Origin of the sequence: Gillisella vitis, assembly GCF_001541345.2 — a bacterium.
In the GTDB taxonomy this organism is placed as follows: Bacteria; Pseudomonadota; Alphaproteobacteria; order Rhizobiales; family Rhizobiaceae; genus Allorhizobium; species Allorhizobium vitis.
Genome location: NZ_LMVL02000002.1, coordinates 798,379 through 823,111 on the forward strand (window position 1 = coordinate 798,379; position 24,733 = coordinate 823,111).

24 protein-coding genes are annotated in these 24,733 nt (G+C 58.7%); 18 read left to right on the plus strand and 6 right to left on the minus strand.

Annotated features, from left to right (window positions below; translation table 11 throughout):
- Positions 1–188: 188 nt before the first annotated feature.
- The 7 genes from ASB66_RS08590 to ASB66_RS08620 all read left to right on the plus strand — a co-directional run bounded on the left by ASB66_RS08590 (position 189) and on the right by ASB66_RS08620 (position 6,021).
- The gene (locus ASB66_RS08590) at positions 189–1,166 is read left to right on the plus strand and encodes a magnesium transporter CorA family protein (protein WP_060719157.1); all 978 of its coding nucleotides are present in this window, start codon (positions 189–191) and stop codon (positions 1,164–1,166) included.
- A gap of 15 nt (positions 1,167–1,181) precedes the next feature.
- Positions 1,182–3,086 (plus strand): potassium transporter Kup, encoded by a 1,905-nt coding sequence (locus ASB66_RS08595; protein WP_060719156.1) that lies wholly within the window; start codon positions 1,182–1,184, stop codon positions 3,084–3,086.
- Positions 3,087–3,394: 308 nt separating this feature from the next.
- Positions 3,395–3,742 (plus strand): AtpZ/AtpI family protein, encoded by a 348-nt coding sequence (locus ASB66_RS08600; protein WP_015915076.1) that lies wholly within the window; start codon positions 3,395–3,397, stop codon positions 3,740–3,742.
- A gap of 77 nt (positions 3,743–3,819) precedes the next feature.
- Complete coding sequence (locus ASB66_RS08605; RefSeq protein WP_015915077.1) at positions 3,820–4,572, plus strand: F0F1 ATP synthase subunit A; 753 nt, start codon at positions 3,820–3,822, stop codon at positions 4,570–4,572.
- Positions 4,573–4,639: 67 nt separating this feature from the next.
- On the plus strand, positions 4,640–4,867 hold the full coding sequence (locus tag ASB66_RS08610; RefSeq protein ID WP_003588243.1) for a F0F1 ATP synthase subunit C: 228 nt from the start codon (positions 4,640–4,642) through the stop codon (positions 4,865–4,867).
- 79 nt (positions 4,868–4,946) lie between these two features.
- On the plus strand, positions 4,947–5,531 hold the full coding sequence (locus ASB66_RS08615) for a F0F1 ATP synthase subunit B (RefSeq protein ID WP_060719155.1): 585 nt from the start codon (positions 4,947–4,949) through the stop codon (positions 5,529–5,531).
- A 4-nt stretch (positions 5,532–5,535) separates the two neighbouring features.
- The gene (locus ASB66_RS08620) at positions 5,536–6,021 is read left to right on the plus strand and encodes a F0F1 ATP synthase subunit B (RefSeq protein ID WP_060719275.1); all 486 of its coding nucleotides are present in this window, start codon (positions 5,536–5,538) and stop codon (positions 6,019–6,021) included.
- Between the two features lie 205 nt (positions 6,022–6,226).
- Here ASB66_RS08620 and ASB66_RS08625 read toward each other — a convergent pair whose 3' ends face one another.
- Together ASB66_RS08625 and ASB66_RS08630 are read right to left on the minus strand one after the other, a co-directional pair.
- Entirely contained in the window at positions 6,227–6,919 is a 693-nt protein-coding gene (locus tag ASB66_RS08625; protein ID WP_060719154.1) for a ribonuclease HII, read from the minus strand.
- A 691-nt stretch (positions 6,920–7,610) separates the two neighbouring features.
- A complete protein-coding gene (locus tag ASB66_RS08630; RefSeq protein WP_060719153.1) occupies positions 7,611–8,768 on the minus strand; it encodes a PA0069 family radical SAM protein in 1,158 nt (385 codons plus the stop codon).
- A gap of 271 nt (positions 8,769–9,039) precedes the next feature.
- Between ASB66_RS08630 and ASB66_RS08635 the strand changes: the two genes are divergently transcribed.
- Complete coding sequence (locus ASB66_RS08635; RefSeq protein ID WP_060719152.1) at positions 9,040–9,561, plus strand: glycosyltransferase family 2 protein; 522 nt, start codon at positions 9,040–9,042, stop codon at positions 9,559–9,561.
- Between the two features lie 78 nt (positions 9,562–9,639).
- Here the strand turns inward: ASB66_RS08635 and moaB are convergent, their stop codons facing one another.
- The 4 genes from moaB to ASB66_RS08655 form a co-directional block, all read right to left on the minus strand.
- Entirely contained in the window at positions 9,640–10,188 is a 549-nt protein-coding gene (gene moaB / locus ASB66_RS08640; RefSeq protein ID WP_060719151.1) for a molybdenum cofactor biosynthesis protein B, read from the minus strand.
- Positions 10,189–10,299: 111 nt separating this feature from the next.
- Positions 10,300–11,172 carry a 4-(cytidine 5'-diphospho)-2-C-methyl-D-erythritol kinase gene (locus ASB66_RS08645; protein ID WP_114386386.1) on the minus strand — a complete coding sequence of 291 codons (873 nt, stop codon included), beginning with the start codon at positions 11,170–11,172 and terminating at the stop codon, positions 10,300–10,302.
- Positions 11,173–11,219: 47 nt separating this feature from the next.
- Entirely contained in the window at positions 11,220–13,079 is a 1,860-nt protein-coding gene (locus ASB66_RS08650) for a tetratricopeptide repeat protein (RefSeq protein WP_060719149.1), read from the minus strand.
- A 373-nt stretch (positions 13,080–13,452) separates the two neighbouring features.
- Positions 13,453–14,469, minus strand: a complete 1,017-nt coding sequence (locus ASB66_RS08655) for a polyprenyl synthetase family protein (RefSeq protein ID WP_060719148.1) — start codon at positions 14,467–14,469, stop codon at positions 13,453–13,455.
- A gap of 298 nt (positions 14,470–14,767) precedes the next feature.
- Between ASB66_RS08655 and ASB66_RS08660 the strand changes: the two genes are divergently transcribed.
- The 10 genes from ASB66_RS08660 to glyS all read left to right on the plus strand — a co-directional run bounded on the left by ASB66_RS08660 (position 14,768) and on the right by glyS (position 24,732).
- Positions 14,768–14,998 (plus strand): putative signal transducing protein, encoded by a 231-nt coding sequence (locus ASB66_RS08660; RefSeq protein ID WP_041696271.1) that lies wholly within the window; start codon positions 14,768–14,770, stop codon positions 14,996–14,998.
- 21 nt (positions 14,999–15,019) lie between these two features.
- A complete protein-coding gene (locus ASB66_RS08665) occupies positions 15,020–15,823 on the plus strand; it encodes a tRNA1(Val) (adenine(37)-N6)-methyltransferase (protein ID WP_060719147.1) in 804 nt (267 codons plus the stop codon).
- A gap of 106 nt (positions 15,824–15,929) precedes the next feature.
- Positions 15,930–16,811 carry a S49 family peptidase gene (locus ASB66_RS08670; RefSeq protein WP_060719146.1) on the plus strand — a complete coding sequence of 294 codons (882 nt, stop codon included), beginning with the start codon at positions 15,930–15,932 and terminating at the stop codon, positions 16,809–16,811.
- A 127-nt stretch (positions 16,812–16,938) separates the two neighbouring features.
- On the plus strand, positions 16,939–17,127 hold the full coding sequence (locus ASB66_RS08675) for a hypothetical protein (RefSeq protein ID WP_147274026.1): 189 nt from the start codon (positions 16,939–16,941) through the stop codon (positions 17,125–17,127).
- Between the two features lie 288 nt (positions 17,128–17,415).
- Complete coding sequence (locus ASB66_RS08680; RefSeq protein WP_234612743.1) at positions 17,416–18,618, plus strand: PAS domain-containing sensor histidine kinase; 1,203 nt, start codon at positions 17,416–17,418, stop codon at positions 18,616–18,618.
- Positions 18,619–18,748: 130 nt separating this feature from the next.
- Positions 18,749–19,681, plus strand: a complete 933-nt coding sequence (locus tag ASB66_RS08685) for a glycine--tRNA ligase subunit alpha (protein ID WP_060719273.1) — start codon at positions 18,749–18,751, stop codon at positions 19,679–19,681.
- Between the two features lie 33 nt (positions 19,682–19,714).
- Complete coding sequence (locus ASB66_RS08690; RefSeq protein WP_060719144.1) at positions 19,715–20,455, plus strand: DUF4328 domain-containing protein; 741 nt, start codon at positions 19,715–19,717, stop codon at positions 20,453–20,455.
- Between the two features lie 137 nt (positions 20,456–20,592).
- The gene (locus tag ASB66_RS08695) at positions 20,593–21,864 is read left to right on the plus strand and encodes a 3-phosphoshikimate 1-carboxyvinyltransferase (RefSeq protein WP_060719272.1); all 1,272 of its coding nucleotides are present in this window, start codon (positions 20,593–20,595) and stop codon (positions 21,862–21,864) included.
- A gap of 108 nt (positions 21,865–21,972) precedes the next feature.
- Positions 21,973–22,302 (plus strand): TM2 domain-containing protein, encoded by a 330-nt coding sequence (locus ASB66_RS08700; RefSeq protein ID WP_060719143.1) that lies wholly within the window; start codon positions 21,973–21,975, stop codon positions 22,300–22,302.
- 117 nt (positions 22,303–22,419) lie between these two features.
- Complete coding sequence (gene glyS / locus ASB66_RS08705; RefSeq protein ID WP_060719142.1) at positions 22,420–24,732, plus strand: glycine--tRNA ligase subunit beta; 2,313 nt, start codon at positions 22,420–22,422, stop codon at positions 24,730–24,732.
- The last annotated feature ends 1 nt before the right edge of the window (position 24,733 follow it).

A 24,733-nucleotide genomic window follows, 5' to 3' on the forward strand; every position in this document is an offset into this window, starting at 1 on the left:
GCCATCCTGACGGCAGGTGCTATTGCTTGCCCGCTGAGCATGGATCATGGGCAGGAACACGTCTTCCCGCTATGGGAAATGATAGTCATGCGTATGGGCAAGGATAAATCATCGCAGGTTTTCATGGATGTCCATGGAAATGCTGCGGCTGGCGGCGATGTCCGTCATCGGGCAAAGGTGTCGAACGTTTGATCAAAGCTTACAGGTGTGACGGGACGGCAGATATGATCCTGCCCAGCGATGCGCCAGCGGTGCTGGACAAAGATGTTCTATGGCTCGATCTTCTCAATCCTGACAGGACAGAGGAGGCTTTGGCCGAGCGCTTGCTGGGCCTGCCGCTTCCCACCCGTGACGACCTCAAGGATATCGAGCCGTCCAGCCGATTGTATATGGACGATCATGGCGTTTACATGACCGCATCGCTGCTCTGTAAGGCCGAATCGGACCTGCCGCATCTGGCCGATGTCGCCTTCATTCTGGGTGGGGGCCGGCTGGTCACCGTGCGCTACGCCGAGCCCCGCGCCTTTGGCCTGTTTACCGCAGCCCTCAGCCGCAATCATGCCCATTGTACCTCCAACGCCGTCATGCTGGCGCGACTTTTGGAAACGGTGGTCGATCGCACCGCCGAAATCCTGGAAATTGCCGGCATGCGGGTCGATGCGCTGTCCGGCGATGTATTCGTTGACCGCAGCCGGACCAAGCGCCGCGCGGCGCGGTTCCTGGAAGATCGTCTGTTCGATATCGCCAGCCATCACCGGTTGGTCAGCAAGACGCGCGACAGCCTGGCATCCCTGTCGCGGCTGTCGTCCTTTTTGCTGTCGGTGGAACCGTTCAAGACGAGTGGTGAGCCGCGTGATCTGTGCAAGGTCATTTCTCACGATATCCAATCCCTGTCCGAACATGCCGGTTTCATCGCCAGCAATATCAGTTTCATGCTTGATGCCTCGCTTGGCCTGATCAATGTCGAACAGAATTCGATCATCAAGATTTTCTCGATTGCATCGGTGGTGTTTTTGCCGCCGACGCTGGTCGCTTCCATCTATGGAATGAACTTTCAGGTCATGCCGGAGTTGACGTGGCTGCTTGGCTACCCATTTGCTCTGATCGTCATGGTTCTGTCCGCGATCATTCCCTTCCTGTTCTTCCGCTCGAAAGGCTGGCTCTGAGAGCCTGTAAGATTGATGTCCCAGGAAAACACCCACGCAGCACCGGCCGAAAAGAAAGACGTGCGCAGCCTGATGCTGCTGGCGCTCGGTTCGGTCGGCGTCGTCTACGGCGATATCGGCACAAGCCCGCTCTATGCGTTTCGCGAGGCGCTGAAGCCGATTGCCCATGACGGCATTACCCGTTTCGAGGTGATCGGCCTGACTTCGCTGATCGTCTGGACGCTGACGATCATCGTCACGCTGAAATATGTGCTGTTTCTGCTGCGCGCCGACAATGACGGCGAAGGCGGCACCCTGTCGCTGCTGGCCTTGCTCAGCAAATCGGCGGGGCGTCATACCGTCGTGCTGATGGTGTTGGGCCTGGTCGGGGCGGCGCTGTTTCTGGGTGATGCCATGATCACGCCTGCGCTGTCGGTTCTGTCGGCGGTGGAAGGGTTGAAACTGGTGGCGCCGCAATCCTCCGGCTTTATCGTGCCGATCTCGGTGGTGATCCTGATCGTGCTGTTTGCCGTGCAGTCGCGCGGCACGGGCGCGGTCGCCAATTTCTTCGGGCCGATCACCGTGGTCTGGTTCCTGGTGATGGCGGCAGGCGGTATCGGTCATATTTTCGATGACCCGGCAATTTTTCGGGCCTTCAACCCGATCCACGCCGTGACCTTCCTGTTTCAGGAGAAATTTCTCGGTTTCGTCGTGTTGGGCGCGGTTTTCCTGACCGTCACCGGTGCCGAAGCACTCTATGCCGACCTTGGCCACTTTGGCCGTCGCCCGATCCAGTGGGCGTGGTTCGTGCTGGTGTTTCCGGCCTTGGTGCTGAACTATCTCGGCCAGGGCGCGCTGGTGCTGAAGGACTCGGCCATGGCATCGGACCCTTTCTATTTGATGTTTCCAAGCTGGGCCATCCTGCCGGTCATCATCCTGGCGACGGCGGCCACCGTCATTGCCAGCCAGGCGGTGATAACAGGGGCGTTTTCCATGGTGCGTCAGGCCATCCATCTCGGCTTCCTGCCGCGCATGGAGATCCTGTTCACCTCGGAAACCAATACCGGACAGATCTATCTTCCTGCCGTCAACACGCTGCTGCTGCTTGGCGTTCTCAGCCTGGTGCTATTGTTTGAAAGCTCGGATGCGCTGGCCACCGCCTATGGTATTTCCGTGACTGGCGCCATGGTCGTCACGACCATCATGGCGTTCGAATTCGTGCGTAAGAAGTGGAAATGGTCGGTTTTCGTGGCGCTGCTGGTGATCGTGCCGCTTCTGGCACTGGAAACGGTATTCCTCGGCGCCAACCTGCTGAAGATCCACGATGGCGGCTATATTCCGGTGCTGTTTGCGGCTGGCTTTACCATCGTCATGTGGACGTGGCGGCGCGGCACGGCCATCCTGTTTGCCAAGACCCGCCATGCCGATATTCCGCTGTCCTCGTTCATTTCCTCGGTGGAGCGCAAGAGCGAGCATGCGCCGGTCTGCGTGCCGGGCACGGCCATCTTTTTGACCAGCGACCCGGAAACGGCGCCTGCGGCCCTGCTGCATAATCTCAAGCACAACCACGTTCTGCATGAGAAGAACATCATCCTGACCATCAAGACCGTCAACCGGCCCCGCGCCAGCGAAGCGGAACGCTTCGTGGCCGAAAGCCTGTCGGAGCGGTTCAGCCGGGTGGAGATCCGTTTCGGCTATATGGAACAGCAGAATGTGTCGCAGGCTCTGGCCAAGCTGCGCAAGGGTGGGCTGAAATTCGACATCATGTCCACCTCCTTCTATCTCGGCCGCCGCAAGCTTGTGCCGGACGCCAAGGCAGGCATGCCAAACTGGCAGGACAGGCTGTTCATCGCGCTTGCCAATTCGGCAACCGACCCTTCGGATTACTTCCGGCTTCCGGCCAATCGCGTCGTTGAACTTGGCTCGCATGTGATCATCTGAGGGTTATGTGTGGCGGTGTTTCACGCGACGGGCATCGCCACAAAGCCGCACCGATTCCGGGAATTCACCGCCTGGAACGCGGCTTTTTCATGCCACTTTCTGTGGGGAATTCGAAAATTTCGACTAAGGAGCTGATTTTATTCGGTTAATTTGTCGTGAAGCAACCCTCGGCAATGCCTTGACTATCAAAGCTCGCAAAATTATGGTGCGGCCAAATTCAGAACCGGTCGGACAATGTGTAAATCCGAGCTGTTTGCATACTCGGACAAGGCTTTAGCAGCCGGACCGGGTTCGGACGGGGAGGGCGCATGGACGATCAGGAAAGAGAATTGGAACGGCGTCGCAGCCATCTCGGAGCCAAGCTGGCTGCGAAAGATCTGCGGACGGGGGAAGAGGCCGCACAGGACGAGCGGGCGCAGGCAAGCCGAAAAGGCTATGCTCAGGCCATGAAGCTCTCCAGCGAATTCCTTTCCGCCATCATCGTCGGTATCATTCTGGGCTTCCTGATCGATCATTTTGCCGGAACTTCGCCTTGGGGGCTTATCGTCCTCCTGTTGCTGGGGTTTTGCGCCGGTGTGCTGAACGTGCTGCGTGCGGCAGGAAAGGTGGCGTCGCCCCATCCTGCGGATCGAAGCTCGGACGGCAAAGGGAAATAACACGGCGGATGCCTGGCATCCGGCGGACGAGGTAAGGAACGCTGCCTGAGGGTGGCAAAAGCGAGAGAGATCACCAGGTGTCAAACGATCCGACCCATCAGTTCCAGATCCACAAGATTGTTCCGATCGAGATTGGTGGCATTGATTTTTCGTTCACCAATGCCTCGCTGTTCATGGTGGCGACGGTGGCCTGCGCAGCTGGCTTCCTCTATTTCGCCACATCCAATCGCGGCCTGATTCCCGGTCGGGCGCAGTCGGTCGCGGAAATGTCCTATGAATTCGTGGCGTCGATGCTGCGGGAAGGGGCGGGCAGCCACGGGATGAAATTCTTCCCAATGGTGTTCTCGCTGTTCATGTTCGTGTTGACCGCGAACCTTCTCGGCATGATGCCCTATTTCTTCACCATCACCAGCCAGATCGTCGTCACCTTTGCGTTGGCGATTTTTGTAATCGGCACGGTGTTGGTCTATGGTTTCTATAAGCACGGCCTTGGCTTCCTCAATTTGTTCGTGCCCTCTGGCGTCCCTGGCGCTCTCTTGTTACTCGTGGTGCCGATCGAGGTGATCTCGTTCTTGTCGCGCCCGATTTCTCTGTCGATCCGGTTGTTTGCCAATATGCTGGCAGGCCACATCACATTGAAGGTGTTTGCGGGCTTCGTTGCCTCGCTTGGCAGCCTTGGCGCCCTTGGCGTCGGTGGCGCGCTCCTTCCTCTCGCTATGACCGTCGCACTGACCGGTCTGGAGTTCCTGGTTGCCTTCCTTCAGGCTTACGTCTTCGCGGTACTGACTTGCATGTACCTGAACGACGCAATCCATCCCGGTGGGCACTAAGGATATCGACATTGGCGTAACAAGCGTCAGTCATTCGCCGCAATAACCATTTCAAAGGAGTACTCTCATGGAAGCGGAAGCAGCAAAGTTCATCGGCGCAGGTCTGGCTTGCTTTGGCATGGCCGGCACGGCTCTCGGCCTTGGCAACATTTTCGGCAGCTACCTGTCGGGCGCACTGCGCAATCCGTCTGCCGCTGACAGCCAGTTTGGCCGTCTGGTATTCGGCTTCGCCGTTACGGAAGCTCTGGGCATCTTCTCGCTGCTCGTAGCCCTCCTGCTCCTGTTCGCTGTCTGATTTCAGCGGAATTCAGGATCACGGCCGGCCTTCGACGTCGGCCGTGATCTTTTGTATTAGCAGGATACTGGAGGCGAGTATGTTCGTTACCCCCGCCTATGCCGAGGAAGTCCCGGCAGCGGCTGAGACCCACACGGAAACCGGCGTTCCCGCGGAAGCCGGACATGGACGAGGCGTATTTCCGCCCTTCGACCATTCTACGTTCCCATCGCAGCTGTTGTGGCTGGTCATCACCTTTGGCCTGTTCTACATTCTGATGCAGCGGGTCATCGTGCCACGCGTCGGCGGTATCCTCGAAAATCGTCACGACCGTATCGCCAAGGATATCGATGAGGCCAGCCGCCTGAAGGCGGAAGCAGATGCCGAAGTCGAGACCTATGAAAAAGAATTGACCGCCGCCAAGGCGAAGGGCAACCAGATCGCCTCTGCCGCGCGGGAAGCCGCCAAGGCCAAGGCTGCTGCCGACCGCGCTGCTGTCGAGGCTGAGCTGTCCAGCAAGGTTGCTGCGGCGGAAGCCAGCATTGCAGCAATCAAGACCAAGGCTTTTGCCGAGGTCGATACGATTGCGACGGAAACCGTTGCCGCCATCGTTGAGCAACTGACCGGTGCAAATGTCACCGCAGCAGATGCGCAATCGGCTGTTGCCGCTGGCAAGAGGGGCTGAACCGATGCAATATGATGCAACTTTCTTCGCCTTTGTCGGCCTGGTGCTGTTTCTGGCACTGATTGCCTATCTCAAAGTCCCGGGCATGATGGCGAAGTCGCTGGATGCGCGGGCAGACAATATCCGTGAGGAATTGGCGGAAGCCAAGCGCTTGCGGGAAGAAGCCCAGCAATTGCTGGCTGAGTATCGTGCCAAGCGCAAGCAGGCTGAAGCGGAAGCCCAGGCCATCGTTGCCGCCGCCGAGCGTGAAGCTGCGGCCCTGACGGAAGAAGCCCGCCAGAAGACCGAGGAATTCGTTCAGCGCCGCAATGCGCTGTCGGAACAGAAGATCAAGCAGGCCGAAACCGACGCCATCAATGCGGTTCGCTCAGCGGCTGTCGATCTTGCTATCTCGGCTGCCGAGACCTTGTTGAAGCAGAAAGTCGATGCGCAATTGCAGTCAGGCCTATTTAATTCGTCTGTAAGCGAAGTGAAAAACCGTCTGAACTGAGATTGTTTATCAGTGATAAATTGAAAGCCGGGCTCAGCCCGGCTTTTTTATGTTCGGCTGTTGGCATGGCACGGTGAGACTTTATATCGGCTGCGTAATGTCCCACTTAAACTCACTGGGATTTAAGGAATTATGCGGAAGAAAAATGGAAGCCGAATTTTCCAAAGATACATAGGAAAACGAGAGAAATGACAGTCCGTGTGGTTCACTCTGAACCTGACACACTCTCATTTCGTGTCCGTTCATCCGATATGCGCAGAGGACTGAAACTCATCCGGTGAAGGGGGCAGGGACCATGGTCGGCGATAGCCTGCTGGTGGGCCTTGGTGCCGTAGCCCGCATGCGCATCAAAGCCGTATTGAGGAAAGACCAGGGCGGCGCGCGTCATCATCCGGTCTCGCATGACCTTGGCGACAATCGATGCGGCGGCAATGGAGAGCGATCTTGCATCGCCTTTGATCACGGCTGTCCCGCCACAGATCAGCCCAGGAGGAACGTCCTTGCCATCGCAAAGCAGATGGGCGGGGGCGAGTGAAAGCCCAGCTGCTGCCCGGCGCATGGCGTCGAGGCTGGCTTTGCGAATATCCCGCCGGTCGATATGGTCGGAGCCTGAAGAGGCGATGGAGACCGTTGCCGTTGCCAGAATCTGAATGAAAAGCGCCTCGCGTCTGGCCGCCGTAAGCTTTTTCGAGTCGTTGAGACCGTCAGGAATGGCCTCTGGGTCGAGAATGACGGCTGCGGCCACCACCGGCCCGGCCAAGGGTCCGCGCCCGGCCTCATCCGTGCCAGCCACCGGCCAGCACCCTTTGGCCCGAAAACTCTCTTCCAGCGAAAAATCCGGCCCGGTCAGGGGCAGGGTGAAAAGATCGGGCATGTCGGATGGAGAACGTTTTGGCATGTGGCAGACGTCGCACATCATCCGCGTGGCTTGCAAGCCCGTTGCATACCTCTTTAAACCGGAATCGGTTTGAGGGGAGAATTATGCGGGGAGTTAGAGTGTTACAACGTCCTTTGTGCGTTTTATTAGAGTACACGACGCACCTTGATGAATTGGCTTCGCCCCCCTCATCCCCCTGCCGGGGACTTCTCCCCGCTGGGGAGAAGAGGTCAACACGACAACACCGAGCCTCATCCTGAGGCTGCTAGCAAAGGCGTTTATCGGCTTTTGCTTGCGCGTAGAAGGCACAAGAAGCCGCCGCCACCTACTCCCCATCCGGGAGAAGGCAGAGGCAAAGGCAAGAGGGGGCGGCAAAGCCGAGAGACGTTTGCGTCGTGTACTTTGGCGTTTTGTCAAACGCACGACGCTGTCATGCTGTTGGTAAAAGGCTTCGGCGTCGCTTTGATGCAGAAGGATCAAAAGGGGTCGATCCCTCTACCCAAGACCGCGACGCCGCGCCGGACAAGCGGTCAAGGAAACCGCTTCCGGCATTTCCGAGGGCCGCCCTTGCGGTAGGCGGTGTGGCCTCGGAAAGAGAAGGTTGAAATTTATCTGCATGCTGCCGGGTTGGATGGATAGTCCGAGGCCCGGGGCGGAGGTACCAGAGTGATCACTCTCTTCCACCCGGGCTGCCAGGTCGAACAATGGTTTGCTACAGCAGGGACAGTTGCACACCATTGCCCATCGGCGGGATGAACAGATTGTCGCGCAATTGCATGCTCCGACGGCCCATTTGGAGCCGCTTGGTGGCAATCTCGAAACGGCGGCTGATCTGCCAGGCATAGGGGCCAGTGCCTTTCATCCGCTTGCCGAATTCCGCATCGTAATCCTTGCCATCGCGCATTGAGCGCACCAGCGACATGACATGGCGGTAGCGGTCAGGATAATGTTGCAGAAGCCAGTCACGAAACAGCGGGCTGACCTCCAGTGGCAGGCGCAACAGGACATAGCTTGCCTCCGAGGCCCCGGCTGCCTTGGCAGCATCGAGGATACGCTCAATTTCATGATCATTCAGGGCGGGAATGATCGGCGACACCAAGACACTTGTCGAGATGCCAGCCTCGCTCAGGGCCTTGATCGCCTCCAGCCGACGGCTTGGGGTTGAAGCGCGAGGTTCCATCGTCCGGGCCAGCTTGCGATCCAGCGTGGTGACTGAAATACCAACCTTGGCCAGGCCCTTTTCGGCCATGTCGGCCAGAAGATCGATGTCGCGCAGCACCATTGCCGACTTGGTGACGATGGCAACCGGATGATTGGCCTCCTTCAAGACCTCAAGCAATTGCCGCATGATCCGCCATTCCCGCTCGATGGGCTGGTAAGGATCGGTATTGGTGCCGATGGCGATGGTGCGAGGCTTGTAGCCTGGCTTGGACAGTTCGCGCTCCAATAGTTTTGGCGCATCCGGCTTGGCAAACAGCCGGGCTTCGAAATCAAGCCCTGGAGACAGGCCCATATAACTGTGGCTGGGCCGGGCAAAACAATAGATGCAACCATGCTCACAGCCACGATACGGATTGACCGAACGATCGAAGGGAATGTCCGGCGAATCATTGCGGGTAATCACCGTCTTTGGCCGCTCCACCTGGACTTCGGTGCGGAACGGCGGCATGTCTTCGAGACTTGCCCAGCCATCGTCTTCCAGCTGCCGCTCCAGCGTTTCAAAACGCCCGGAGGGATTGAGCCCCGCGCCGCGTCCGCGCCTGCGTGCGCCATCCACCCGAAGCCCTGAGGCGACCAGCAGCGCGTCGGCAATATCCGCCGTATTGGCAGGCTGAAAAGCAGCCTGCCTGACATCAGACAGTACGGTCATTTGGAACTCCTGACGGGCCAACCGGCCCTTTCATGAGCACAGATCTAACGCTAAAAAGAGAACAATGCAAGAACAAAATGCCGATCGTGAAAACCCAATCATGGATTGCGCAAAATCAAAAAACACACCAAAAAATATATTCAATGGTCGCAATGAGAAGTAAAAAACAGCATGTCCTGCTCTATCCACTTGCCAATCTGTCCTCGATCAAATTCCAGTCAAGCACGGTTCACCCGTGGTAAAGCATGATGCATTGCGGTATGAGTAACGGATGTTGACTGTTATTATCGAATGCCGCGATCAGGAAAGCGAATTGGCACAAACCTTGACCACCCTTGTCGCCGGGGCGGTGCAGGGTATTATTTGTGACGTGGTTGTTCTGGATCATGGGTCCAGCGATGGGACGTCGCGGTTGGCCGACGCAGCGGGCTGCCGATTTCACATGATTTGGGATTTGCGAGATGTGGTCGCGGCCGCCAGGGGCGAATGGTTGCTCCTGGTTGAGCCAGGCGCCCGGCCATCGTCAGGATGGATCGAGGAAGTCGCTGAATATGTGGCGCTGAACAGCGCGCCAGCCCGGTTTTCACCCTCAAGACATCATAAGCGTCCGTTTTTCCGACGCTTCACCCGACGCGGTCCGCCGTTGGAACATGGATTTCTGTTGCGAAAGAGTCAGGCCCAATCCCTGGTCAAGACGGGCATGAAGCTAGCCGATCTGGTCGTTGGCCTGAGGGGCCGGGCGCTGTCGAGTGAAATGGTGCCAGCCTGGGCGGTCCGTCAGGCACGGGCTTAACATTGCCGGTTAAGGCCCTCAGGCTTCAATTCTTGGTGCTGGGCTTGCCCCCATATCGGCCCAGCCAGTGTTTTTGTTTTACGCCTTGTCCCGCTTCAGATGCTCGGCCAGCCGTGGCATGATTTCCACGAAATTGCAGGGCCGGTAGCGATAGTCCAGCTGTTGTGCGAGAATGCCGTCCCACCCATCCTTGCAGGCGCCGGGTGAGCCGGGCAGGACGAAAACGAAGGTGCCATTGGCGAGCCCGGCTGTGGCGCGCGACTGGATGGTCGAGGTGCCGATCTTGTCATAGGAAATCCGGTGAAACACGGCGGAAAATCCGTCCATCCGCTTATCAAACAGCGGCTCCACCGCTTCCGGCGTCACATCCCGACCGGTAAAGCCGGTGCCACCGGTGGTGATGATCACATCGACATCCTGCGATTGGCTCCAGGCGCGCACCTGGTTGGCGATCCGGTCGGCATCGTCGGTGACGATGGCGCGGTCGATGAGCCGGTGACCAGCTGATTCGATCCGTTCGGCCAACACGTCGCCGGAGCGGTCGTCGGCCAAAATACGGCTGTCGGAAACGGTCAGAACGGCAATACCGAGCGGAATAAAGGCGCGTGTTTCGTCTAATCCAGGCATGTCATGTCTCCGATACAGCATGTTTCCCGAACGTGTGCAGCCGTTTTGGGAAAATACATGCGAAAACACAAGTCTATAGCATGTCCGGTCAATCCCGAACCACGCGATAGTTTATAGAGTCCGGCTCGCTTGAAAATACCAATCAGGCCTCTCCGTGAGAAGCAGTTTTTCAGCGGCGACAGCGGCTTCATAGGTGGGATAAAGGCCGAAACACGTGGCGCCGGAGCCGGACATCCGGGTTACAAGTGCGCCGGTTGCCGCAATCATCCGGCAAAGCTCGGCTATATGCGGACACAAGATTTCGGCTGCGGGTTGCAGATCATTGCGCAATTGGCAGAGCGTTTCTGTCCACGGGTCTTGCTCCGCTAGGGTTGGCAGTGGGCCAATCGGCGGGTTGTCGCGCCGTGTCATCGCCTTGAAGATTGCCGGTGTCGACACCGCCTGCAACGGATTGCCGAGCAGAATGCCGAAGCTCGGCAAGGTCGGCAGGCGTGTCAATTCCTCGCCAATGCCTGTGGCGCGCAATGATGTGCTTGCAAGACACATCGGCACATCCGCCCCCAGCTTTAGGGCCAGATCTTCCAGGGCAGCTGGCTCAAGATGGCTGTCCCATAGGCGCTGCAAAGCGCGCAGCGTGGCTGCGGCATCGGCTGACCCACCACCGATGCCGGATGCGATCGGCAGATTTTTCTGAAGGGCGATGGCAACGGGCGGGGCGGGCAGGCCCTTGGCCAGAGTGGTTGTCCGCAACAGATCCCGCGCCCGAATAATCAGGTTTCCAGCCGGATCTTCCGACTGAAGGGGGCCTGCGAAGCGGCCCGACAGGGTAAATTCATCCTGTCGGGCCGTTTCAACGGTGATCACGTCGCCATGTTCGGCAAATGTCACGAGCGTATCGAGAAGGTGGTAGCCATCATCCCGTCTGCCCGTGACATGCAGGGCAAGATTAATCTTTGCCGCTGCAATTTCACGAAATACGGTCATTCGGGTTCCTGCCTCGCCCTGTTTGAAAACCAAGGCATCGACGATGCCTAGGATTTCTTTTCAGGTTGATCCGGTGTCTGCGGCGTGGGTGCGGGCGCCGGGGCGACCGGCGGCGTGGCTTCGGCTGCCCCCGGCCCGGCGGGCAGGTCAGGCAATCCTTTTTCCAGCTTTTCCTGCACCGTAGCGATCAGTTCCGGTTCCGGCTTGAAGGCCAGAACCTGACGCCACTGGAAGGTGGCTTCCAGCTTGCGGCCAACCCGCCAATAGGCGTCGCCCAGATGGTCGTTGATGGTCGCGTCACCGGCCTTCAACTGCACGGCGCGCTCCAATTCCTCGACCGCCTCGTCATATCGGCCCAGCCGATAATAAGCCCAGCCGAGCGAATCGACGATATAGCCATCATCCGGCTTCAGCTCGACAGCTTTCTTGATCATCTCCAGACCTTCCTGGAGATTGCGGTTCATATCCACCCAGGAATAACCGAGATAGTTGAGAACCTGCGGCTGCTGGGGGTTGAGCTCCAGCGCCTTGCGGAAGTTTGGTTCGGCCTGGTCCCATTTTTTCAAACGTTCATAGGCAATGCCGCGTTGGAAAAACACCGGCCACTGGTTCTTTCCGGGGGCAGAACCGAGAATCTCCGCCGCCTTGTCGTAATTGGCAGCCATCTCGGTGTAGTCCTTGGCATCCGACAACACGCTGCCATAGGCCAGATAGGAGCGAATATCCTGCGGATCAGACGCGATCAGTGATTTGAGATGCGCCTTGGATTCCTCGACCTTACCGGTTTCGGCCAGTGCCAGACCCAGTTGCATTTCGGAAATCCGCCGCATCGGCGATTCGGCGGGAACCTGCTTGTATAAGGAAATGGCGAGATCAGTCTGCTTGTTGCCCTCGGCAATGCCACCCAGCATGATCAGCGTATCGGCACTGTCGGGATCGAGCGCCCGTGACAATTGCAGATAGAGCGCAACCGTGTCCTGAGTTCCCTGACGGTTCAGGGCGCCGCCGATCGAAAACAGCACCGAGGCTGCTCCTTCATCGGCGGTGGCCACCTGCGGCTTGGGAACCTCGCCCTTTTCGATCCGCTCGCGCATCGCCTTGAAGGGCGGATAATTGTTCAACACTTCATCGCCAGCCGCCAGCGCATCGAGTGCCTTCTGCTTGTTGCCAGTCTTGGCTTCCAGCGTTGCCAGGGCCATGACGGCACGCAGGAACGTGTCGGGCGCGGTCGCGCCGCCTTCGCGGTCGGTGATAACGCCGCTCAAATAGCTGCGGGCTTTGGTCTCGTCGCCAATCGCGGCAGCCATCACGCCAGCATTGTAGTTCTTGAAAATGCCGTACCAGTCCGGGCCTTTCATCTTGTCGAGATCGGCAAGGGCTTCCTTGCCACGCCCGGCGCCCATTTTCGCCCAGGCGGTCAGAAGCGCATTGGTCAGCCGGTCGAGGTCGTTCGGCCCTTTATAGGCAAGGACTTTTTCCGCTGTGCGGTATTTCTTGCCTTTGATAGCCTCCAGACCGCGAACAATGGCGGTAATGCGTTCAACGGCCTGATCCTTGCGCAGCTCGTTGGCATATTTTGCGCCTTCCTCGAAGCGACCGGCCATCAGCAGTGACAGCATTAGGCTTTCGCGGATTTCCAGGTCCTGCGGTTCGAAACGCAGGGCCTTCTCGTAGAGGGCGACGGCGGTGGTGAAATCGCGGTCGGTGTTGGCCGTGCGGGCCGCCAGATAGGCGCCGGAGAGAGTATCAACCTCATCGAGATCGAAGCCATCGACTGGCTGTTTCGCCGTTTCTGCCGCCATCGCTACCGGCGGAGCCAGGAAGGACGGGAGGACGCCCCCGCTGAAGGACACCAGAAGCAGGAGCGCTGTGCCCGAGAGGAAGCGTTTGGCAAAGATCTGCCGCATGAAGAAGCCTTTCAACCAAGATCACCGGTCATTCGACCGGATCGGGCAACCAGGGTCACCGGCCATGTTGGCCGGATCGGAAAATTCAACATCAGGCCAGCGAATCAGAAGGCCGCGAGGCTCGCTGCCAGCCAGTTCGCTGAGACCGGAACATGATATGTAAGAGCCTTGCCCCCACGTGACCAGTCAATGTGATGGCAACAGAATGGCTTTTTTGCGTAAGTGACATAAAAACCTCCCGGAACGTGTTAGCGGCAATGGCTCCAGGTTTTCCGCCGGAACGTCGGAGCATTTCAGCGTTTCAAGAAAACCGGGTGTCTTTGGTGGATGTATTTCCAGATACCAAACCGCAACATGTTCTGGCTGGAATGTTTTAACTGACCCGTTCGATGCAGAAATCGATCACGTCCATCAAAGCATCTTTCCAGACGCCGTCAGGCACCGGCGCCAGGGCATCGCGCGCGACGTCGCCATAGTGAATGGCCCGCGCCACCGTATCGGAAAGACCGTTGTATTTGGTAATCAGCCCCATGGCCTTTTCCAGATTGGCATCGTCATGCCTGCCGCCTTCGAGCGCTTCGCGCCAAAAGCCCCGCTCGGTTTCGTTGCCGCGCCGGTAGGCAAGAATGACTGGCAGGGTGATCTTGCCCTCGCGGAAATCGTCTCCGGTATTTTTGCCGAGATCGGCGACCTTGCCGCCATAATCCAGGGCATCATCGACCAGTTGGAAGGCCAGGCCCAAATTCATGCCATAGGATTTCAGCGCATTGCGCGCTGCCTTGTCCGTTCCGGCCACAATGGGACCAACTTCGGCGGCGGCGGCAAACAGCGCCGCTGTCTTGGCGCGAATGACCGCCTGATAATCGTCCTCGGTGGTTTCCATGTTCTTGGCCACCGAAAGCTGAAGCACTTCGCCCTCGGCAATCACCGAGGCTGCGGTTGACAGCACGTCCAGCGCTTCCAGCGAGCCGACCTCGACCATCATGCGAAATGCCTGGCCAAGCAGGAAATCGCCGACCAACACGCTGGCCTGGTTGCCCCAGATCATCCGGGCTGTGGATTTGCCGCGCCTCAGGTCGCTCTCATCGACCACGTCGTCATGTAGCAGCGTGGCAGTGTGCATGAATTCGACGCTGGTGGCGAGCTTGATATGGCCTTCGCCCTCATAGCCAAACATCGCGGCGGAGGCCAGCGTCAGCATCGGTCGCAGACGCTTGCCGCCGGAGGAAATCAGGTGATTGGCGACTTCCGGAATCATCTGGACATCGGAGCCTGCCTTGGACAGGATCAACTGATTGACCCGCTCCATGCCGCTGCGGGTCAGGTCCACCAGAGGTTGCACCGAGGCCTGTTTGTTTTTCTTGTCACCAAGCGGTATCACTGCGCCCAACTGTCCGGACTCCTGTTTATTCCTGTATCAGGACTGCGATAGCGTGTGGATTATCACACCACAAGACCGAGTTGGTCCCTTATATCCAAGGCTCAATGCTATCTCAATCCCAACTTGATCTGGCAATTATATCGCAGTTGCGACCCAACTTACGGTGTTTTTGCCTGACTGTCGCGCAATCAAGCGGTGTTTGCGCAAAAAATCGAGACAGAATGTTGAAACGAACATAAAAAGCCGTTGGCGGCCCGGCAAGAGCGGAATTTCGCTATCCCGCAGATTTGATAGGACTCATCATCGCATGCATGAACTCATTCGCACCAATGACGCCGTTTTACTGTCCTTTGCCCAGAGCCTGATGAAGGATGCCGGTATCGAGAGCCTGATCGCCGACCAGTCGATGAGCATTCTGGAAGGATCGCTTGGCCTTTTGCCGCGCCGTTTTCTGGTCGAGCCGGGCCGGGCAGAGGAAGCGCGGCGCATCCTGATCGATGCTGGCCTTGGCGCAGAATTGCGCGACGGCGCGGCATAAGCGAGATCGGGATAGAAGGCCATGGCTTTTGAGGGGACTGCCTCCGATATCATCAACGAAACCGTCGATGCCTTTCATCGCGGCGGCTTTTTCCTCGTGCAGCCAAAAGGCCGTGGTCATCGCGCTGGCATGGATGCCATGCTCTTGGCGGCGCTGGTGGGGGAGGGTGGGGCTGTCGCGGATCTGGGCGCTGGCGCCGGTGGCGCGGGTCTGGCTGTCGCCTCGCGTCTTCCGACGGCCACGGTGACGCTGGTTGAGCGTTCCCCTGAGATGTTGTCCTATGCGCAAAAGACCCTCGACCTGACTGAGAATGCCCATCTGGCCAACCGGGTAAACCTGGTAGCGGCGGATGTGACGCTGACGGGGCGGGCGCGCCGGGCGGCGGGATTGCCGGACGATGCTTTCGATCATGTGATCATGAACCCGCCCTTCAATGACGGCCGCGACCGCGCGACGCCTGACAGCCTGAAGGCCGAGGCGCATGCCATGGACGGGGATCTGTTTGAACGCTGGCTGCGCACCGCTGGTGCCATCATGAAACCCGGCGGGCAATTGTCGCTGATTGCCCGACCGCAATCGGTAGCCGAGATCATCGCCGCCTGCGGCAAAAGGTTCGGCGGCATCGAGATCACCCTCATCCATCCAAGGGAGGGCGAAAATGCTATCCGCCTGTTGCTGACGGCGATTAAAGGCTCGCGCGCCCGGCTCGCCTTTCGCAGCCCGCTGATCATGCATGGGCCTGAAGGCCATGCCTTCCTGCCGCAGGTCGATGCGCTCAACAATGGTCGAGGGGCCTATCCGCGGCTGGACATCAAGGCGATGTGATCGGTTGCTGCGGCTAGGTCATCCGGCAAAAATCAGCCCTGCCATTGCGTTTACGCCTTCAGGACTTACATGACTGTTCGGTTTGAAGCAGCAAAGGATATGACGCATGGCGGGTCTATGGAAGCGGTGGGTGCCCAAGCGGTTTCGCAAGCAGGAAATCGTCATTCCGGTCGTGCGGCTGCATGGCGCGATCATGAGTGGTGGCAGCCGGTTTCGCCCGGCGCTGAACCTCGCCGCTGTCGCACCACTTCTGGAAAAAGCCTTCAAGTTGAAGGACAGCCCGGCTGTGGTTCTGTCGATCAATTCGCCGGGCGGTTCGCCGGTGCAATCGCGGATGATCTACCAACGCATTCGCACCCTGGCCGATGAACACAGCAAGACCGTGCTGGTGTTCGTGGAAGATGTGGCAGCCTCCGGTGGATATATGATCGCCTTGGCCGGTGATGAAATCATTGCCGACCCGACCTCGATTGTCGGCTCGATCGGCGTGGTCTCCGGCGGGTTCGGCTTTCCCGACCTGCTGAAGAAGATCGGCATCGAGCGGCGCGTCTATACGGCGGGCGAAAACAAAGTGATGCTCGATCCGTTCCAGCCGGAAAAGCAAAGCGATATCGAGTATCTGAAGACCCTTCAGCTGGATATTCACGACGTGTTCATCGATATGGTCAAGACGCGGCGCGGCATCCGGCTTAACGACAATCCGGAGCTGTTTTCCGGCCTGTTCTGGACCGGGCGCAAGGGTTTCGAGCTTGGTCTGGTGGATGGCCTTGGCAGCATGCGCGAAGACATCAAGGCGCGGTATGGCAAGACAGCCCGGCTGGAATTGATCTCCGGCGCGCGGGGCCTGTTCGGCCGACGTCTGTCAGGCGTTGATACGGCGCTATCGGCTTCGGGCATCTCGGCGTCCGGGGATATCGGCAGTGCCGCCGCCGCCGGTCTTGTCGAGACGCTGGAAGACCGGGCGCTGTGGGCGCGCTACGGGCTTTAAGATATGCTTGATGTCATCTGGGTTTTGGCAAGAGCGGGGCTTTCGGAGATGCGGGCGACCTGATAAAAGAGGGTGATGTCCTGTCGGTTTTCCAGCGGGCATGTCGATCCGTTGGCGAGCAGGCAGCATGACACGCATTCTCTTTTTTATCATCCTGATCGGCCTTGCCGTCTGGTATTACCGGCGCTGGACCGCATCGGTAGCGCAGCGTAAGACTGTGAATGCCCGTGGCCGCAGCGGGCGCGAGAGCGATGCGGTCACCACTCTGGTCAAGGACCCGAAGACTGGCGAATACCGGGTGAAGCAGGACGACTGATAGACAGTGGCGTCTTCGGCCAAAGAATAGCCTGCCAAAACAAAGTGCTAAAAACAGCCCGGTTGTATCGCTTTGCTTGCATCCCGTGAAAATTATGATCTTATGAACGGGAACAAGCCGCAGTGAAACCTGTTTCACTGAAACGACGGCAATGCTGCCTGGGCGCCTATGGTTCAGGGCAGAGATTATGCAAAGCGTATAAACTGTTGAAGCGAGCCTGAATGCGCCCGAAGGGCGCTCAGTGCTGCGACATTTGAAGTGATATTGTGAACCTGGGGGATCTTGGCATTGTCTTTTCCGGAGGCCAAACAGGCCTGGCCATCCTCTCATGTCTCTATCAGCACCGATGATTTCCTGGCAGGCGGCGGCCGGATTGGTGAGATGATCCGCCATTTCGACTGGGCAGCGACATCGCTGGGTCCAATCAAGAGCTGGCCACTGTCGCTGAAAATCACCATGCGGATGGTGTTGGCCTCGCGCCAGCCGATGTGCTTCTGGTGGGGGCCGGACCTGCTGAAATTCTATAACGAGGCCTATGAGCCGATACTGGGCCTGCGCAAGGACAAGGCCCTGGGCAGGCCCTTTGCCGAGATCTGGGCGGATGTCTGGGACGGGGTTCTGCCCTATGTGCGCAGCGCCCTGGCCGGCACGGCAACATGGGAAGAAAATATGCCGCTGGTGATGACCCGCAATGGTTTTGCGGAGCAGACCTACTGGACCTTTTCCTATAGTCCGCTTTACGGCGACGATGGCGCGGTGCATGGGCTGCTGAACATCGTCACGGAGACGACGCAGGCCGTGCTTGACCGCCAGGTGCTGGAGACGCGCCATGAGGAAACCCGCCAGCATCTTCGCCAAAAAGAAGCCTATGAGCAGGAATTGCGCCTGCTGAACGGTGAACTCGCGCATCGGGTAAAAAACATGCTGGCCATGGTGCAATCCATTGTCGGCCAGACCATGCGCAGCGCTCAATCGCTGCCGCAGGCGGCTAGCCAGGTTTCGGCCCGCATTCAGGCCTTGTCCAAGGCGCAGGATTTGTTGACCGGCAAGAGCGTGGCCTCCGCGGATATCGCCGAAGTGGTCGAAAACGCCATCGACCCGCATCGTGACAGTCCAGAACGCTTCCTGATCATTGGCCCCACATCCATGCAGGCCTCGTCGCGCCAGGCGCTTGGCCTGTCGCTTGCCTTGCATGAGCTTGCCACCAATGCCACGAAATATGGATCGCTGTCGGTAACGGCCGGTCAGGTGGAGGTGGAATGGGGCAATGAGGAGGATGGCCGTTTTTTCCTGCGCTGGAGCGAGCGCGGTGGGCCGCCCGTGTCTGAACCGCAGCGTCGCGGCTTCGGCTCCAAGCTGACCGAGCGCGTCGTGGCGGATCTGTTTCGCGGCGAGGCGAAGATTGATTTTGCCCCCGATGGCGTGGTGTTTGTGCTGCGCGGGCAATTGGACCAGGTTGCTGTCACTGAGAGACCAAGGACTGCCGAGTAGCTCTCTCGCAAGCGACGCCACTCTTGACCGCAAAGGCCGCGCATGGCAGGTCAGACTGACCTTTTGACTTCGATGATAAATGCAGGTTCCCATGACGCTTCCTCTCGCTCCTTCGGCCTCCGCCCCGCATATGGACCCGAAGCGCTCCTTTCAGGCGCTGATCCTGACGCTGCACACTTACTGGGCCGACAAGGGCTGCGCCGTGTTGCAACCCTATGACATGGAGGTCGGCGCCGGTACGTTTCACCCGGCAACAACGCTACGCGCGCTTGGCCCCAAGCCCTGGAAAGCCGCTTACGTTCAGCCCTCGCGCCGTCCTTCCGATGGCCGCTATGGTGAAAATCCCAATCGCTTGCAGCATTACTACCAGTATCAGGTGATCCTGAAGCCCAACCCGTCCAACCTGCAGGAGCTTTATCTCGGCTCATTGAAGGCCATCGGTCTCGATCCGCTGTTGCATGACGTGCGCTTTGTGGAAGACGATTGGGAAAGCCCGACGCTGGGCGCCTGGGGTCTCGGCTGGGAATGCTGGTGCGACGGGATGGAAGTCTCGCAATTCACCTATTTCCAGCAGGTCTGCGGCATCGAATGCTCGCCGGTGGCGGGTGAGTTGACCTATGGTCTGGAGCGTTTGGCCATGTATGTGCAGGGCGTCGATAATGTCTATGACCTGAACTTCAATGGCCGCGACGGCGAGGAAAAGATCTCCTACGGCGATGTTTTCCTTCAAGCCGAGCAGGAATATTCCCGCCATAATTTCGAATATGCCAATACCGAAATGCTGCTGCGGCATTTTACCGATGCCGAGAAGGAATGTCAGGCGCTGCTGGATGCCGGTGCGCCGGGCGAAAGCGCCAATCAGGTGCTGCATAAATGCGTTTTTCCGGCCTACGATCAATGCATCAAGGCAAGCCACGTCTTCAACCTGCTGGATGCGCGCGGGGTGATTTCCGTCACCGAGCGCCAGAGCTATATCCTGCGGGTGCGCACGCTGGCCAAGGCCTGCGGCGAGGCCTTTTTGCAGACCGATGCCGGTGGCGCGAATTTCGGCAAGGCCGCCTAAGAGCTTGGAAACGGCTGGGGAGAGGGCAAGGGCATGACGCTGGACACCCTTCTCCGGCGAATGACATGGATGCGGCGCGGCTGGCTGATTCTCGCGGCTCTCTGCGGGGTGTTTTATTTCATTCTGGTGCCGTTTTTTCTCTACACCGCCTGGGTTCAATATGTGGTGGCGGCCACCGGCTTTGCCACCTATACCGGCGTCACCAGCTGGCTGGCGCAGGGTGTTGGTCGCTGGGCGGCTTTCATTGAGATTGGCGCTGTCGTGTTTCGGGTTGCCAGCGCCTGTTTCTGGTTGGCCTGGCTGTGGTTTGCCGTTCACTTCGCCGCCCGTCTTTCACCTGATGCGCCGCCACGACTTGGCCCCTGGGTCTCGGTGATCTGCTGGTTCGTGCCGATCATCAAATATATATTTCCCCAGGTGGTGATGATGGAAATTGCCCGCATCACCATGCGCGATGACCACGCTCCGCCGGAAGGACAAGCGCCGGATCATGATTTGCCCGCCCTGAATGTTCGAGACTTGTACTGGCTCGTCCCATCCATTCTGGTCTGCAATCTGGTGAGCCTGACGGTGATGAATGTCGTATCGCAGGCAGTGGCCGACCAGTTGCAGTTCTCGGCCCATAGTCAACACATCCTGCATCTTGCTGCCGCTGGGGGTGTTGCGAGCCTGCTTTCGCTTTTGGCCATGGATGCCTATGCCCGTACGATGGCGAAAGCCCAGGAAACCAGGCTGGCACGGTTGTTCCTTGATCGCGATCTGCCTGAAGCTTGAAGCCTGAACCTTGAAGGGGTGGCACATTGAAGATTGCAATGGAAACGGCGGCGCGCTACTTGCATAAGCCCTTAAGCCGGAAACGATTTAAGGAATTATGCAGCAGGCAAAAGCCCGGTTAACCCACGGACATGCTCATGACCCTTACCGCCCAGACCGCCGACGCCCTCACCATCCTGCCGCCCGGAAAGCCGCTAACCGGCCATGTCAGCCCGCCCGGTTCGAAGTCGATCACCAACCGGGTATTATTGCTGGCGGGTCTGGCCAATGGCACCAGCCGGTTGACCGGCGCGCTGAAAAGCGATGACACCCGCTATATGGCGGATGCGCTGAGAGCCATGGGCGTCACCGTCGAGGAGCCGGATGAGACCACCTTCGTCGTCACCGGCACGGGCCTGTGGCGCGCACCGGATGAAGCGTTGTTTCTGGGCAACGCCGGTACCGCTACCCGCTTCCTGACGGCGGCGGTGGCGCTGGCCAATGGCCGTTTCACCATCGATGGCGACGAGCATATGCGCAAACGGCCGATCCAGCCGCTGGTCAATGCCCTGCAATCGCTGGGCGTGGCGATTGCCGCCCCAAGCGGCTGCCCGCCGGTTGCCATCGATGCCAAGGGTGCATTTGCCAAAAACCGGGTGGTGATCGATGCCGGTCTCTCCAGCCAATATGTCTCGGCCCTGCTGATGGCCGCCCCGATGGCGGGTGAAGCATTCGAGGTGGAACTGGCCGGTAGCGAGATCGGCGCACGCGGCTATATCGATCTAACGCTTGCGGCCATGCGCGCCTTCGGCGCCCGTATTGAGCAACCGTCCGAGACGATCTGGCGGGTTGACCCGACCGGCTACAAGGCAAGCGATTTCCACATTGAGCCGGATGCCTCCGCCGCCACCTATCTCTGGGCTGCGGAAGTATTGACCGGTGGGAAGGTCGATATCGGCACGCCAGCCGGTCAGTTTACCCAGCCCGATGCCAAGGCCCATGCGGTGATTTCCGCTTTCCCGCAGATGCCCGAGGTGATCGACGGCAGCCAGATGCAGGACGCCATCCCGACCATCGCCGTGCTGGCGGCCTTCAACGAAACGCCGGTGCGTTTCGTCGGCATCGCCAATCTGCGCGTCAAGGAATGCGACCGCATCCGGGCGCTCTCGACCGGCCTCAACGCCATCCGCCTTGGCCTTGCCATGGAAGAGGGCGACGACCTGATCATCGCCTCCGATCCGACGCTGGTGGGACAGACCCTGCCAGCCAGCATCGACACCTTCGCCGACCACCGCATTGCCATGAGCTTTGCACTGGCGGGCCTGAAAGTGGGGGGCATCACCATTCTCGATCCCGGCTGCGTGGCGAAAACCTATCCCGGCTATTGGGACGCGCTGGCGACGCTTGGTGTGGAGTATCAGCGCGACTGAAATTACCCAATCTCTTCATCTTGATGGGGAGTATTTTGGCAATATACAGTCTTGGGTTGCGTAAATCGGAAGCCTTCAATAAATTCCCTCGGTAACCTGGGGGCATTTATGGCTATATCAACTGAACAACAAATTCTAATAGAACAACGTGTAACCAACGAAGCGAAGTCGATGGGCGCAAGCTATGCGCTTTGGTTCTTTGTCGGTTATCTCGGTGGACATCGCTTCTATCTTGGTCGAAAAGGTTCTGCGATTGCGATTCTGCTCATGACTATTGCTGGTTGGCTGCTTGCGGTTGTTGGCGTGGGATTGATTTTGCTTGCAATCGTTGGGCTATGGTTGCTGATCGATGCATTCCTTATTCCGGGCATGGTTGCGGAGCATAAAAACAAGGTGCGCAGCGATCTGCTTCAACAAGCATTGTTGTCGGCTCACTAGGGGGAAAGCGCAAAATGCCATCGGTCAGATGGCATTTTGCCGCCATTGCATGGATGACTTTTCGCTTCGGGCTTGCTAAGTCCGCTTCACGATAAAGCCAACCGTAAAGTCAGTCCCATGCCCGATCTTCTGCTTGAACTTCGCTCCGAGGAAATCCCCGCACGCATGCAGCGCAAGGCGGCGGGCGATCTGAAAAAGCTGGTCACCGATGCACTTGTCGATGCGGGCCTGACCTATGAAGGTGCGCGGGAATACTGGACGCCGCGCCGGTTGGTGCTGGACATTCGCGGCCTGACGGCCCGCTCCGCCGATGTGAAGGAAGAGCGCAAGGGGCCGAGCGTCTCGGCGCCGGAAAAGGCCATTGAGGGCTTTTTGCGCGGCGCCGGGCTTGCCTCCATCGATCAGGCCGTGGTCAAGACCGATCCCAAGAAGGGCGATTTCTACGTCGCGATGATCGACAAGCCGGGCCGCTCGGCGGAAGAGATCATCACCGAGGTGATGCCGGGCATTATCCGCAGTTTTCCCTGGCCGAAGAGCATGCGCTCCGGTGCGGCTTCCATGCCAAGGGGCTCAAGCTATGGCGGCATCGAGGGCAAGGGGTCGGAAAGCCTGCGCTGGGTGCGGCCGCTGCAATCCATTCTCTGTACTTTCGGCTCCGAGCATGACGAAGTGGCGATCATTCCCTTCGACATCGACGGGATCACCGCCTCCAACATCACCTATGGCCATCGGTTCCACGCGCCGGATGCCATCACCGTGCGGCGCTTCGACGATTATGTGTCGAGCCTCGAAAAGGCCAAGGTGATCCTTGATGCCGAGCGGCGCAAGGACATCATCCTGCACGACGCCCGCGACATCGCCTTTGCCAACGGGCTGGATCTGGTGGAAGACGAGGGCCTGCTGGAAGAGGTCTCGGGCTTGGTGGAATATCCGCAGGTCCTGCTGGGTACGTTTGAGGCCGATTACCTGTCAATCCCGGCGGAAATTATCCGGCTGACCATCAAGACCAACCAGAAATGCTTCGTCACCCGGCCAATTGGCGAGAGTGACGCGCTCTCCAACCATTTCATCCTGATCTCCAACATCGCCGCCCATGATGGCGGTGCGGAAATCATCCATGGTAATGGCAAGGTGGTCCGCGCCCGTCTGTCCGATGCCCTGCATTTCTGGAAACGCGACCAGGGCAACCTGCCGGATCTGGAAACGCTTGAAGCCTCTGCCGCGAAATTCGACCTCGACCTTAAAAAACCGCTCGACCAGCGGATGGCCAAGCTGGATGCGCTGAACGTCACGTTCCACGCCAAGCTCGGCATGCAAGGCGAGCGGGTCGCCCGCATCCGTGCCTTGGCCAAGGTTCTGGCTCCTGTCGTCGGTGCTGATGAAGCACTGGTGGACCGCGCCGTGGTGCTGGCCAAAGCCGATCTGCGCACCGAAGCGGTCGGCGAATTCCCGGAACTGCAAGGCCTGATGGGCCGCAAATATGCGACGCTTCAGGGTGAGCCTGAAAGCGTCGCTGCGGCCATCGAGGATCATTACAAGCCGCAAGGCCCATCGGATCGCCTGCCGGAAGACAAGGTGGCGATTACGGTGGCACTGGCCGATAAGCTGGATACGCTGGTTGGATTCTGGGCCATTGACGAGAAGCCGACAGGATCGAAGGACCCGTTTGCACTGCGGCGGGCGGCGTTGGGCGTGGTGCGGATTTTGCTGGAGAAGGGGATTCGGCTACGCTTAAGATACGTTGTTGGCATAGCCGCCTCCACTTTTGAAAATATTAGCCATTCATTTGGTTCGATTGCTGAGGACATTACAGCTGATAACGTTGCTGAATATGCACAAGTACTAACTGGTCTCAATGAGAGACTGTCGGCTATAATGGGGGTTGAAAATATTCGGCGTACCTTTGTAGCATTCACTGTCTTAGAATTTTTCCACGACCGCCTGAAAGTCTACCTCCGCGACCAGGGCGCTCGCCACGACATTATCGATGCGGTCCTGACTCCCGATGCCGACGATCTGTTGATGGTCGCCCGCCGCGCCGAAGCACTCACCGCTTTCATCACCTCCGAAGACGGCAAGAACCTGTTGGCGGGCACCAAGCGCGCCACGCAGCTGCTGGCGGCGGAGGAAAAGAAGGGGACGGTGGTGGCCGATGGCGTGTCCGAGGCGCTGCTGACACTCGACGCCGAAAAGGCGCTTTATGCCGCCATCATCCAGGCCACCCAATCCGCAGCCGAGGCCGTGGCTAAGGAAGATTTCCGATCCGCCATGCAGGCACTGTCCACCCTGCGCGCCCCGGTCGATCGGTTCTTCGAGGATGTGTTGGTCAATGACGAAGACGCCGCCATCCGCGCCAATCGCCTGGCACTGCTGAAGGCGATCCGCGAAGCAACCGGCACGGTGGCGGATTTCTCCAAGATCGCCGGGTAAG